Raw genomic sequence first — 13405 nt, forward strand, 5'->3', positions numbered from 1 at the left:
CTACTCGACGAGCGCCGGTTCTTTTCCCTTGGTCGCCCGTGGCGGACGCGGGGCGGCGGATCCGTCGACATACTCGAACGTCAGCTTGTCCTCGTCGGCGGCGACCGCGACGCGCACCGTGCCGCCCTTCGTCAGCCGCCCGAAAAGCAGCTCTTCGGCCAGCGGCTTCTTGACGTGCTCCTGGATGATCCGGCCGAGCGGGCGCGCACCGTATGCGGGCGTGTAGCCCTTACGGGACAGCCACTGGCGCGCCTCGTCGGTGAGTTCGATCATGACGCTCCGGTCGGCGAGTTGAGCCTCCAGCTGCATGACGAACTTGTCGACGACCCGGTGCACGACCTCCTGCGGCAGGTGTCGGAACGGGATCACGGCGTCGAGTCGATTGCGGAACTCGGGCGTGAACAGGCGGTTGACCGCCTCCTCGTCCTCGCCGACACGCGCCTCTCGACCGAACCCGATCGCCGCTTTCGCCATGTCAGCCGCACCGGCATTCGTCGTCATGATCAGGACGATGTTGCGGAAATCGACATTCTTGCCGTTGTGATCCGTCAGCTTCCCGTAGTCCATGATCTGCAGGAGGATGTTGAAAACGTCCGGGTGCGCCTTCTCGATCTCGTCCAACAGAAGGACGACGTGCGGGTTCTTGTCGACGGCATCGGTCAACAGGCCGCCTTGGTCGAAGCCGACATAGCCCGGCGGCGCACCGATCAGACGGGAGACCGAGTGCCGCTCCATGTATTCCGACATGTCGAAACGGACCAGTTCGACCCCCAGGCAATGCGCCAGCTGGCGTGCCGCCTCGGTCTTGCCGACGCCCGTCGGGCCGGAGAACAGGTAGCACCCGATCGGCTTCTCCGGCTCGCGGAGACCGGCACGCGACAGCTTGATGGCGCTCGCCAGCGCGGTGACCGCCTGATCCTGGCCGAACACGACGTTCAGCAGGTCACGCTCGAGGTTCTGCAGCACGGTCCGGTCGTCCCGCGACACGCTCTTCGGGGGAATGCGCGCGATCTTCGCCACGATCGCCTCGACGTCGCGGACGTTGATCGTCTTCTTCCGCCGCGACGCCGGCAGCAGCAACTGCGCCGCACCGACCTCGTCGATCACGTCGATCGCCTTGTCCGGCAGCTTGCGGTCGCCGATGTAGCGTGCCGACAGCTCGACCGCCGTCCGGATCGCGTCGTTCGTGTACCGGACGTTGTGGTGCTTCTCGTAATAAGGCTTCAGGCCCATCAGGATCTTGGTCGCGTCCTCCATCGACGGCTCGTGCACGTCGATCTTCTGGAAGCGCCGAACGAGGGCCCGATCCTTCTCGAAATAGTTCCGGTATTCCTTATAGGTCGTCGATCCGATGCAGCGCAGGTTGCCGCTGGCCAGGGCAGGCTTCAGCAGGTTCGACGCGTCCATTGATCCGCCGCTCGTCGCACCCGCGCCGATGACCGTGTGGATCTCGTCGATGAACAGAACGGCATCCTTGTGCGCGTCCAGTTCGTGCAGGACCGCCTTCAGCCGTTCCTCGAAGTCGCCGCGGTACCGCGTCCCCGCCAGCAGCGCGCCCATGTCGAGCGAGAAGATGGTGGCGCCCGAAAGGACGTCCGGCACCTCGCCCGCCACGATCTTGCGTGCCAGCCCTTCGGCGATCGCTGTCTTGCCGACGCCGGGGTCACCCACGTAGAGCGGGTTGTTCTTCGTACGGCGACACAGGATCTGGATCGTCCGCTCGACCTCCGCGTCGCGGCCGATCAACGGATCGATCATTCCCTTCTTCGCCTTCGCGTTCAGGTCGACGCAATACGCCTCGAGCGCGTCGTTACCCTTCTTCGCGGAGGGCTGACTCTCGCCGGAACCCGGCGCCTCATCGGGACCGCTGCCACGCACGCGACGCTCCTCCGACCGGCCCGGCACCTTGGCGATGCCGTGCGAGATATAGTTGACCGCATCCAGGCGGGTCATCTCCTGCTCTTGCAAGAAGAAGACCGCGTGGCTCTCACGTTCCGAGAACAGGGCTACGAGAACATTTGCGCCGGTAACTTCCTGCCGGCCCGACGACTGGACGTGGATGGCGGCCCGCTGAAGGACGCGCTGAAAGCCGGCGGTCGGCTTCGGATCTTCCCCGCGATTGACCGCAAGCGTCTCGAGTTCGGTGTCCAGGTATTCCACGAGCTCCGCGCGGAGCTTTTCGAGGTCGAGCCCGCAAGCGCGAAGGACCGCGACGCACTCCTGATCCTCGGTGAGCGCCAGCAGCAGATGCTCCAGCGTCGCATACTCGTGTCGCCGAGCCGACGCGAAAGCGAGGGCGCGATGCAGAGTCTGTTCGAGATTCCGAGACAGCATCCGGGGCTACTCTTTCTCAAGGGTCAGCTGCAGCGGATGTTCATGGCGCCGGGCGAAATCGACCACCTGCGCCACTTTCGTTTCCGCCACTTCGTAGGTATAGACGCCGCAGACGCCCAGACCGCGTCTGTGGACATGAAGCATGATGCGCGTCGCTTCCTCTCGATTCTTATGGAAGAAAGCTTCGAGAACATGAACGACGAACTCCATGGGAGTGTAGTCGTCGTTCAGCATCAACACCTTGTACATCGACGGCTTCTTGGTCTTCGGCTTCGCCTTGACGACGACACCTGTGGCCGGGCCATCGCCCTTCCGACCGCCATTCTGTCTGTCGTCGTCGCTCATCGCCTCGGCCACCGCACCGTTCGCCGCCCCGACATCGGACGTGATGTTACCACAGAGATAGTGGGCCTGTGCATGCCCGGAGAAAAGGGCGCCTCCGGCCCCAATCTGCGCCGCCACGCCGGCCGGGCCGTCAATCCCGGGAGACCGGCGCGTCCATGATGGTGAGTCCGTCATGACACACATTCAAGATTTACCTCTTTTCAACGGATAAGGGGCATTGCTTGCCACAGAACCTCATGATCTAAGCGCGAGATGTCCGATTGCGGACGTCTTCCGTGATCGGCGCAGCGCCAGAAGATGGACGACGGAGGGATCGTGACTGCCGACTCTGTGACGGAGACGCCGATCGGTCCGCGGCCCGCTCTGATCGGCCGCGCAATCTCCAGGTTCCGCACGGCAGCGGCGGCAATGACAGCCGCGGTCGGGCTCATGCTGATCACCGTCGGGGCGGCCGGGGCCGCACAATACGCATCCGTGGTTATGGACGCGGAAAGCGGCAGCATCATCGACAGCACGAACGCCGACGTGGTGACCTACCCCGCGTCGCTGACGAAGATGATGACCCTCTATCTCACGTTCGACGCGCTGGACGCCAAGTCGTTGAGGACCGACCGCCTCCTGCCGGTGTCTTCGCGCGCCGCGGCACAGCCTCCATCCAAGCTCGGGTTGCGCCCGGGGGAAATGATCCGCGTCGTCGACGCGATCCGCGCGCTCACGACCAAGTCCGCTAACGATGTCGCGGTCGTTCTCGCCGAGGCCCTCGGGGGGACGGAATACTCCTTCGCGGCGATGATGACCGCGAAGGCTCGCGAACTGGGCATGAAGGACACCGTTTTCCGGAATGCCTCCGGGCTGCCGGACGATCTCCAGGTGACGACGGCGCTGGACATGGCGATCCTCTCGCGAGCGCTGATCTACGGCCATCGGAAGCACTACCACTACTTCTCGACCGGCAGCTTCGAGCACGGCGGCAAGGTGTACCAGTCGCACAACCGGCTGCTGCAATTCTATCCGGGTGCCGATGGCATCAAGACCGGCTACATCCGCGCCTCCGGTTTCAACCTGGCGGCATCGGCGGAACGCAACGGGCGTCGTCTGATTGCGGTCGTCCTGGGCGGCGAGAGCGCAGGATCACGCGACCGCCACACCGCCGACCTGCTGGACCGGGGATTCGACTGGGCGGTCGCCGGCGGCCCCGCGCCGTCTTCGCCGGCGGCGATTCCTGTCGCTTCGATCGCCACCGCGGCGCGTTCGTCGACAGCGGCCCTGTCGAGTGCCGCCGCGATACAACCGGCCCACTCCGACGACGGCGCGGGCGACCTCGAAACGGGCGGCGGGCGCTGGGCCATCCAGGTCGGTGTGTTCTCCGACCGGGGGAATGCGCAGCGGATCGCGAAGGAAGCGGCGAAGCTGTTGCCGCGCCTGCCCGGGGATGCGAAGCCGGGTGCCTTCTCGATGGTGGGCCAGGACGGCCGCACCCTCTATCGGGCTCGGGTCGTCGGCGTCACCCGCGACGCGGCGAAGGCGGCCTGCGCCGCCCTCGAACAACGCAAGCGCGACTGTCTGGCGGTCGAGAGTTAGAGCATCTTAAGCCCGCGGGATCGTCGTCCGGCCCACCACGGCTATCAGTACCGCTTCGCCCAATCCCGCAACAGCGCCTGCTCCAGGCCACGTGCGCGGCCGAGCCAGCGGCGGCTGCCCGGCGGCGGCACAGGCGACCGCACCGCCGGCGAGGCGTCCAGAGCGGCGCGCTCCGCAGGGTCGTTCACGAAGACGGCGAAAACCAGACGCCGGCCCGACGCCGTGTCCAGATACCCTGCGAGGCCGCGGACATACGCCATCGTGCCGGTCTTAGCGTAGCTCGTGCCGATCTTCTTCGAACGGCTCACCGTGGTCAGGCGCGACTTCTTCTTCTTGGTCGCCTTCGTGCGGACCTGCACCTCTTCGACTACCTCGACCGACCGCGCCGGCATGAGGTCCACGAGGCTAACCCCGCCATAGGTGGCCTGAGCCCCTCTCCCCAGGATGGCGGCGATATGGTTCGGCGTCACGCGACCGGCCGACGTCAGTCCGGAGAAGTTCAGCGGCGCGTAGCTCACCCATCCGGCACCCGGCAGCAGGCCCGCATACCAGCGTCCGACTTCGGCGCTCGCCTGATCCAGCGGCAGGGGATGGCCCGCCATGGCCCGCGCGGTACTGAGGCCGATCAGCTCCGCCGTCAGGTTGTTGCTGTGCTTGAGCAGAAGGCGGAGGATCTCCGGGACCGGCCGGCTCTCGTTCACGTCCGCGAGGCGTGCGGTCGCGGGGGTGATGCCCGCCTCGGGCTCGGGCAAGGTCACGCCCACGCCTTGGGCGATGCTGCGGAATACGCGTGCGGTGGTGACGCCGGCCTCATGCACCGGCAGCCATGCATAGCCCTTGTCGGCGAGCGACGGGTCGAAGACCCAATCCGCCTCCTCGCTGTCGCTGCCGATCGACCCATTGCTCCGCATGAACGGTGCGCCACCCGGGAGGGTGGCATCGGCTGCACCGTAGGCGAAGCTCTCCACGGGGATGACGAGGCCGTCCGAAATCGCGTTCGTCACCGCGCTGAAGCTGTCGTCCTTTTGGCGATGCCACTGCAACTCGACGCGATTGAAGTTCAGCGACAGCGCACTGATGCCGGGATTGTAAGAGGCCGCATCCGGCTGCAGCGCATCGATCCGATTGTAGGCCGGCAGTCCCGTTTCGTCATAGACGAGCCGGCCCGTGACCCGCCTGATCCCCGCCGAGAGCAGGGATTGCGCCAGATGCCGAAGCGCGCCGTTGTCGAGCAGCGGGTCGCCGCCGCCCTGGAGATAGACGTTCCCGCGCAGCGTTTCGCCTTCGACGGCTCCGTCGATCAGCAGGCGCGTCGCGAAGCGGTACTCGGCGCCGAGGATCTCCAACGCGGCCACGGCCGTGCCGACCTTCGTGACCGACGCGGGGATGAATGCCTCGTCGGGAAGATGTGCCGCGAGCGTCGCACCCGTCTTGAGGTCGCGCAGGACGTAGCCGACTTCCGCGTCCGCGAAGCCGAACCGGGCGACCTGACTTGCGGCAGTGTCTTCTGGGGGTGCCGCCCCCGAACCGGCCGCGAACGCCGGTGGCGCCGCGGAGAAGGACAGGATGGCGATCAGGCCGAGCGCGGAGGCCCAGCGACGGCTGAATCTGGACGACATGACGCGAAATTACCCGCAACCGCCGGGAAATCGAAGCGAATTGCATCGCTTCACGTGCGGGGTGCTTTGCCGCAACGCCGTCATCGTGTATAGCCGCGCGCGATGACACTCATAACCGAACAGTCCGAACTCGAAGACTTCTGCGGGAAACTCGCCGGCGCAGATTTCGTCACGGTCGATACCGAGTTCATGCGCGAGAGCACGTACTGGCCGAAGCTCTGTCTGGTGCAGCTCGCCGGACCGGACAGCCATGCGGCCGTGGATCCTCTCGCGCCGGAGCTGGACCTCCAGCCCGTCTACGACCTGATGGCGAACCAGTCCGTCCTCAAGGTGTTCCACGCCGCGCGGCAGGACATCGAGATCTTCCTGCACCAGGGCAAGGTCATGCCCCGGCCGGTGTTCGACACGCAGATCGCAGCCATGGTGTGCGGCTATGGCGAATCGGTCGGCTACGAAACCTTGGTCGTCTCGCTGACGGGCCGCCGCGTCGATAAGATGTCGCGCTTCACCAACTGGGCCAACCGCCCGCTCACGCCACCACAGCTGGCCTACGCACTGGCGGACGTCACGCATCTGCGCGACGTCTACATCAAGCTGCGGGAACGGCTGGACCGGGAAGGCAGGACGGCTTGGGTCGAGGAGGAGGACGCCGTGCTCGTGGCCGACGGCACCTACGACCTCGACCCGCAGAACGCGTGGCGAAGGCTTCGGCCGCGCACCGACAATCCACGGTTCCTCGCGGTGCTTCAGGCGGTCGCAGCCTGGCGCGAGCGCGAGGCACAGCAGCGCAACAGCCCGCGCAACTGGGTGCTACGCGACGATACCCTTCTGGACATCGCGGCCCAGGCGCCGAAGACGCCCGAGGCGCTCGCACGCAGCCGCGGCCTGCCGAAGGGCTTCGCCGAGGGCCGGCACGGCAAGGCTCTTCTGGACGCCATCGCCGAAGGCGTTGCGGTGGCACCCGCCGACCGGCCGAAGCCGGCCGTCCGCGTGGACCTGCCGTCCAGTCTGACGCCGGTCGTCGAGCTGCTGAAGGTCCTCCTGAAGATGAGCTGCGACCAGCACGGGGTCGCGCCCAAGCTCGTGGCCAACACCGCCGATCTCGAAGCGATCGCCATGGACGACAATGCCGACGTGCCGGCACTGCACGGCTGGCGGCGCGAGGTCTTCGGCGAGACGGCGCTCGCGGTGAAGCATGGCCGCGTCGCCCTCGCGATCAAGGGGCGTGGGCTGGAGGTCGTTCCGGTGCCGGGTGCGGACGGCGGCGGCGAGACGGCCTGACGCGATGTCGCGGGATCTGCTGCGTACCCTGGCGCGCGCCGCCTTCGTGGTCGCGGCCCTGGTGGTTGTGGTGGGCTCCCTGACACCCGCGGCGGAGATGCCGGAGATCGAGGTCTCCGACAAGATCCAGCATTTCGCCGCCTACGCCGGCCTGGCCTTTCTCGCGAAGATCGCATGGCGCCCGCCGGGCTTCCTCGGCTGGCCCCTGGCGAGCGTGGTGATCGCCGGTCCGGCGATCGAACTGCTACAGTCCCTCGTACCCGGCCGCTCGGCGAGCGTCGGCGATGCGGTGGCGGACGTGATCGGCGTCGGCATCGGCGTCATCTGTGCCGTCGCCGTCAGGCGGTTGCTTCCTGCATCGTCGCCAGCCTGAGCGGTCCGCTACAATCTCAGGTAGTAACCAGACCCGTGCGGGGAAGACCGAGCGCTTCGCCTAGTGCCTGCAGCCGCCGCCGGAGCGCCTCGCCGCCGAAACCCGGATCGTCGGGAACCAGGAGTACTAGGCTGTCGGCCCCCGTGACCAGCTTCGTTCGCAAGAGCAGTTCCGTCGCACCGACCGCGACCGCCATGGCGACGCGCAGCGCCAGCCCCGTAACCACCGCCGCGCGCAGTTCCTCTGGGCTCACCAGGGCCTTGGCGGTTCCGGCGAACGGCGCATCCGCATTGCCCTCGTAACGGGCGAGCAGCGCCAGCGCCAGGAAGGCGCGGCCGGGATGGTCGATGCCGACAACCGGCATGCGCAGCGCCTTGAAGAAGGCATGTTCGCCGCGATAGTCGGGGTGATCGAGACCGGCCGTGTCCGCCAGCCACGATGCCGCCAGACGAAGCCTCGGTGACACGACGTCCGGCCGCCCCTCGAACAGCGGCGCCATCCACCCGAACAGGACATCTCCGTCGGCGGTAAAACGGCCGCCATGCTGTGCCGGATCGGCACAGGCGAGCAGGAGTGGGTCCGATTCGCGTTCGCGCCCGGTGAGGCCGTCGAAGACCACCCCCTCGCGTACGCCGTACGCCGAGAAGACCACCGTTTTCGGTTCCACCCGCCGCAGCAGGCGCTCGAGCACCAGCGCGCCGTACGGCAGCGTCTCCAGCCGGCGCTTCGACGCTCCCTTCAGCCGCTGCAGCGACTTGCGGCCCAGCCGGGCGAGGATCCCGGCCAGATCGGCGGTTTGACGCGCATCCAGCGCATAGTTGTGAATGACGTGCAGCGGGTAGTTGACGTGGTTCATGTGAATGCGCGCGAAGGTGCGCCAGGTCCCGCCGACCGGATAGAGCGCACGGCCCCGCGCCTCGTCGATCCAGGGCACGGAATCGAGGTGACGGTCGATAGACTGGATCATCGCCTCCGGCTTGCCTTCGCGCATGAGGCGGAAGGGCCCGAGCGGCAGCGTCGTCTGACGTCCGGTCTCGCCAGCACCGACGACACCGGCACGCACGTCGACCAGTTCGAGACTGCCGCCTCCCAGATCCCCGACCAAGCCGTCGGCCTCGATGATGCCGGACACGACCCCTAGCGCCGACAGGCGCGCCTCCTCGTTGCCGCTGAGCAGCCGGACGGAAAAGCCGCAGCGTGCTTCGACTTCGGCGAGAAAGGCCGGCCCGTCGGATGCCTCGCGCGCGGCGGCCGTGGCGAAACCCTCGATGCGGTGCGCGCCCATCGCACGGGCGACGGCCGCGAAACGCGGCAGGTTCTCCAGCGCCTGAACAACCCCATCGGCGTTGAGCCGGCCCGTTTCATCAAAGCCGCGGCCGAGGCCGCACATGACCTTCTCGTTGAAGACCTGCTGCAGGACGCGCGCGGCCTTGTCGAAGATGACGAGACGGATCGAGTTCGACCCGATGTCGATGACGGCGATGCGCTCGCCCTTGCCGGGGGCTCGGCGTGTTCCCCTCATCCGCCCCCCGTCAGCTCTCGGTCAGGACGAGCCTCGGGGCAGGCCCCTCCCGTTCCAGGGCGCTGCCACGGCCGGAGAGGCTGGGATTGGTCATGAAATAATGGTGCGCGGAAAAGCCGTCCGGCCCCGCCTTCACCCGATCGTAGCTGCCGTCCGCGTTGAGTATCCAGCTCTGCGCCTCGTCCTTCAGGTTGGCGATCATGATCTGGTCGAGAACCTGACGATGGACGGTCGCATTCTCGATCGGGACCAGCGATTCCACCCGCCGATGCAGGTTGCGCGGCATCCAGTCCGCAGAGGAGAGATAGACTTTCGCGTCCGGCGAAGGCAAGCCGTGGCCCGCCCCGAAACACACGATCCGGGCGTGCTCGAGGAACCGCCCGACGATGCTCTTGACCCGGATATTGTCGGAAACACCTGGAATCCCCGGGCGAAGGCAGCAGATCCCGCGGATGATCAGTTCGACGTGAACGCCGGCTTGGCTGGCCCTATACAATGATTCGATAATCTCGACGTCCACCAGCGAGTTCAGCTTCGCCCAGATGGCGGCGGGCCGGCCGGCCTTCGCATGCTCGATCTCTTCGCCGATCAGCCGCAGCAGCGTCGACTTCAGCGTCAGCGGCGCGACGGCGATCCGCTCCAGCGTCTCCGGCTTCGCATACCCGGTCATGTAGTTGAAGATGCGCGCGGCATCCCGGCAGAGCGCCGGGTCGCAGGTGAAGAAGGACAGGTCGGTGTAAATCTTGGCGGTCACTGGATGATAGTTGCCGGTCCCGTAATGCGCGTAGGAGCGGATTCCGGTGGCCTCGCGCCGCACGACCAGCGACACCTTGGCGTGCGTCTTCAGGTCAAGGAAGCCATAGACGACCTGGACGCCGGCGCGCTCCAGGTCCCGCGCCCAGCGGATGTTGGCCTCCTCGTCGAACCGCGCCCGCAGTTCTACAAGCGCCGTCACGGACTTGCCCACCTCGGCCGCTTCCATGAGCGCCTTGACGATCGGCGAATCGTTGCTGGTGCGGTACAGCGTCTGCTTGATGGCGATGACGCTCGGATCCTGCGCCGCCTGCTGCAGGAAGCGTACGACGGCGTCGAAACTCTCATACGGGTGATGGACGACGAAATCCTTCGCCCGGATCGCCGCGAAGCAGTCGCCGCCGTGATCGCGGATGCGTTCCGGAAACCGCGCCTTGTACGGTGGGAACAGCAGGTCGGCGCGCTCGCTGACGATGATCTGCGAAGTGTCGGCCAGCCCCACCAGCCCCTTCAGCACGAGCGTGTCGGCGTCGATCGCATCGAGTTCGCGCCCGACATAGCGGAACAGGCTCTCCGGCATCGAGCCGTTGACGGCCAGCCGCACCACATGGCCGCGCTTGCGCCGCTTCAGCGCGGTCTCGAAGGTGCGGACCAAGTCCTCCGCCTCTTCGTCGATCTCCATCTCGCTGTCGCGGATGACCCGGAAATAGCCCTTTCCCAGCACGTCGAAGCCTGGGAAGAACCGGTCCAGGAACATGCCGATCAGTTCTTCGAGCGCGATAAAGCGGATGGTGTTGCCGGGCAGGCGCACGAAGCGCTCGATGCGCAGCGGCAACGGCAACAGCGCGTCCATCGTCTTGCCGTCTTCGGCACGGCGAAGCTGCAGTGCGAGGCAGAAGCCTCGGTTCGGAATGAACGGGAAGGGATGCGCCGGATCCACCGCCAGCGGCGTGAGAACCGGGAATATCTCCTCCATGAAGCGCGAGCGCAGCCACTCGCGCTCTTCGGAGGACAATTCCTCGGGATCGAGAACGGCGACGCCCGCGGCGCGCAGTTCGCGCGTCAGGTCCTTCCAGCAGTCCTGCTGGTCCTGCATCAGCCGGCTCGTCCGCTCCTTGATCGCAGCGAGCTGTTGCACCGGCGTCATGCCGTCGTCACTGGGCAGCGTGACACCCGCCTCGACCTGGGCACGCAGACCGGCGACGCGCACCATGTAGAACTCGTCGAGATTGCTCGCCGAGATCGACAGGAAGCGCAGCCGCTCGAACAGGGGCTGACGCGGATTCCGCGCTTCGCCCAAAACCCGTTCGTTGAAGGCGAGCCAGGAGAGTTCCCGGTTGATCAGCTTGTCGGACGGCCGGGCCTCGGCCGGCTTGGCCTTCGTCTTGGGCGCCGTAGTCACGGTTCCTCCGGCATGAAGCACGCTGTTTCCCATGCTATACCATGGTGGATGTGACGACGAGACGAACCGGTCCATGCGAACCTTGCTTCTGATGAGACATGCCGAAGCGGCACCTGCTTCGTCGGGCGGCGACCACGATCGAGTGCTGACGCCGGGCGGCTTGGTTCAGGCGACGGCGGCCGGACGGGCCCTGGCACGGCGCGGCATCGTCCCGGACGTCGCACTCGTCTCGACCGCCCGACGCACGCAGCAGACATTCGCCGCTCTGGCCGCGGAACTGCCGGAGGCGCCGGACATGCGGCCCGAACCCGACCTCTACAATGCCGATGCGGAAACGATTCTCGCCCTGCTTCGTGCAGAAGCATCGGACACGGCGACCGTCTTGGTGGTCGCACACAACCCGGGCATCGGTTCGCTGGCCATGGCACTGGCGAGGAGTCGCGGCCAGCCGGCCATCCGATCGTTCGCCACGGCGACTATCGCCGTCTTCGACTTTTCGTCGGAGGACTGGGCGCCCGGCACCGCCGACCTCCGCGACGTCGTCGTCACCCCCGCCGGCCGGGCGCCCTGAACTGAGGTCTTGAACTCAGGCTTCCAAGTTCAGGCGCTCCGAACCGGCGTCCTGTCGAAGCGCCGTCCGTCGAGCCATCCGGCGAGGCGCGCCACGGTCTCCGGCGGCACGTGCAGGCCGAGCTTGGAGCGGCGCCACAGAATATCCTCGGCCGACACCGCCCACTCGGCACGGCGAAGATAGTCCACTTCGGCCTCATGGAGGCCGCCGCCGAGATCGGCACCCAGCCCGTTCATGTTCGTTGCGCCGCCCAGCAACTTGGACGTGCGCGTGCCGTAGGCGCGCACGTAGCGCCGCGCCAGGGCGGCGGGCAGCCAGGCATGCTCCCGGGAGAAGTCGGCCAGGTAGGCTTCGAAATCCGCCCCGGGCATGTCGCCGCCAGGCAGCGGTGCCGTACCCGTCCATGCGGTCGCGGCGATCCCCCGAAGCGGCAACAGCTTGTCCAGCGCGTGCTCGGCCAGACGCCGGTAGGTCGTGATCTTCCCGCCGAAGATCGACAGGAGCGGCGCCTGCCCTTCTCCGCCCTCGATATCGAAGACATAGTCGCGCGTCACCGCAGAGACGTTGCTGCTGCGGTCGTCGTAGAGCGGCCGGACCCCGGAATAGGTCCAGACGATATTCTCGCGGCCGACCGGCCGTGCGAAATGCGCATTGACGACCCCGAGCAGATAATCGGTCTCGTCGTCGGCGATCGCGACCGACGCCGGATCGCCCTCGAACGGCACGTCGGTCGTCCCGATCAGCGTGAAGTCGCGCTCATAGGGGATCACGAAGACGATGCGCCGGTCGGCGTTCTGCAGGATGTAAGCCTGCGTGCCGTCATAGAGGCGCGGCACGACGATATGGCTGCCCTTGACCATGCGCAGGCCGACGGCGCGGTTCGAGCCGGCAACCTTGCCCAGGACCTCGGTAACCCATGGCCCCGCGGCGTTGACCAGCGCGTGGCCACGTACGGTTCGCGGAACCGCCCCGGCCAGATCGACCTCCCATAGCCCGTCCACCCGACGCGCCGCGGTGGCCGCCGTCCGCGTCAGTACCACCGCGCCACGCTCCTCGGCATCGCGGGCATTGAGGACGACGAGGCGCGAATCCTCGACCCAGCAGTCCGAATACTCGAAGCCCCGACCGAATTCCGGCCGCAGCGGCCGACCCTGCGGCGCCGTACGGAGGTCCAGGCCTCTGCTACCGGGAAGCCGCTTCAGCCCACCGAGGTGATCGTAGAGGAACAGGCCGGTGCGGATCATCCAGGCCGGTCGCAGATGCGCCGCGTGCGGCAGCACGAAGCGCATCGGCCAGACGATGTGCGGCGCGAGCCGCAGCAGCACCTCGCGTTCCTGGAGCGCCTCGCGCACAAGACGGAACTCGTAGTACTCGAGATAGCGCAGACCACCGTGGATCAGCTTCGAACTCGCCGAAGAGGTAGCGCCACCCAGGTCGCCCTTCTCGCAAAGCAGGACCTTGAGGCCACGCCCGGCCGCATCGCGTGCGATACCGGCACCGTTGATACCCCCGCCGATGACCAGCAGGTCGTAGAGTTCGTCCGTCACCGCCGCTCCCGGATCCACATGCGGGTGCCCCACGCCAAGCATGATGAGATAGTCTCGCCCGTCGGCGGAAAAAACGG

General features: G+C 66.8%; 10 protein-coding genes. 4 read left to right on the forward strand and 6 right to left on the reverse strand.

All coding sequences use genetic code 11. The features are described 5' to 3' along the window. Both clpA and clpS read right to left on the reverse strand, forming a co-directional pair. Complete coding sequence (gene clpA / locus ABIE65_RS11605) at window positions 1-2334, reverse strand: ATP-dependent Clp protease ATP-binding subunit ClpA (RefSeq protein WP_354077853.1); 2334 nt, start codon at window positions 2332-2334, stop codon at window positions 1-3. A 6-nt stretch (window positions 2335-2340) separates the two neighbouring features. Continuing rightward, the gene (gene clpS, locus ABIE65_RS11610; protein ID WP_354078008.1) at window positions 2341-2679 is read right to left on the reverse strand and encodes an ATP-dependent Clp protease adapter ClpS; all 339 of its coding nucleotides are present in this window, start codon (window positions 2677-2679) and stop codon (window positions 2341-2343) included. A gap of 315 nt (window positions 2680-2994) precedes the next feature. On the opposite strand from clpS, the gene ABIE65_RS11615 reads away from it, so the two are divergent. Beyond that, entirely contained in the window at window positions 2995-4260 is a 1266-nt protein-coding gene (locus tag ABIE65_RS11615; protein ID WP_354077854.1) for a serine hydrolase, read from the forward strand. Between the two features lie 44 nt (window positions 4261-4304). Here the strand turns inward: ABIE65_RS11615 and dacB are convergent, their stop codons facing one another. Beyond that, on the reverse strand, window positions 4305-5879 hold the full coding sequence (gene dacB, locus ABIE65_RS11620; RefSeq protein WP_354077856.1) for a D-alanyl-D-alanine carboxypeptidase/D-alanyl-D-alanine endopeptidase: 1575 nt from the start codon (window positions 5877-5879) through the stop codon (window positions 4305-4307). Window positions 5880-5981: 102 nt separating this feature from the next. On the opposite strand from dacB, the gene rnd reads away from it, so the two are divergent. After that, entirely contained in the window at window positions 5982-7160 is a 1179-nt protein-coding gene (gene rnd, locus ABIE65_RS11625) for a ribonuclease D (protein ID WP_354077858.1), read from the forward strand. Between the two features lie 4 nt (window positions 7161-7164). Then, window positions 7165-7533, forward strand: a complete 369-nt coding sequence (locus tag ABIE65_RS11630) for a VanZ family protein (RefSeq protein ID WP_354077859.1) — start codon at window positions 7165-7167, stop codon at window positions 7531-7533. A gap of 16 nt (window positions 7534-7549) precedes the next feature. Here the strand turns inward: ABIE65_RS11630 and ABIE65_RS11635 are convergent, their stop codons facing one another. Together ABIE65_RS11635 and ABIE65_RS11640 are read right to left on the reverse strand one after the other, a co-directional pair. Beyond that, entirely contained in the window at window positions 7550-9055 is a 1506-nt protein-coding gene (locus ABIE65_RS11635) for a Ppx/GppA phosphatase family protein (RefSeq protein WP_354077861.1), read from the reverse strand. 10 nt (window positions 9056-9065) lie between these two features. Continuing rightward, entirely contained in the window at window positions 9066-11243 is a 2178-nt protein-coding gene (locus tag ABIE65_RS11640) for an RNA degradosome polyphosphate kinase (RefSeq protein ID WP_502918523.1), read from the reverse strand. Window positions 11244-11283: 40 nt separating this feature from the next. On the opposite strand from ABIE65_RS11640, the gene ABIE65_RS11645 reads away from it, so the two are divergent. After that, window positions 11284-11781, forward strand: a complete 498-nt coding sequence (locus ABIE65_RS11645) for a SixA phosphatase family protein (RefSeq protein ID WP_354077863.1) — start codon at window positions 11284-11286, stop codon at window positions 11779-11781. Between the two features lie 29 nt (window positions 11782-11810). Here ABIE65_RS11645 and glpD read toward each other — a convergent pair whose 3' ends face one another. Continuing rightward, window positions 11811-13328 carry a glycerol-3-phosphate dehydrogenase gene (gene glpD / locus ABIE65_RS11650; protein ID WP_502918524.1) on the reverse strand — a complete coding sequence of 506 codons (1518 nt, stop codon included), beginning with the start codon at window positions 13326-13328 and terminating at the stop codon, window positions 11811-11813. Window positions 13329-13405: the final 77 nt, after the last annotated feature.

Source organism: Constrictibacter sp. MBR-5 (genome assembly GCF_040549485.1).
Classification (GTDB): domain Bacteria; phylum Pseudomonadota; class Alphaproteobacteria; order JAJUGE01; family JAJUGE01; genus Constrictibacter.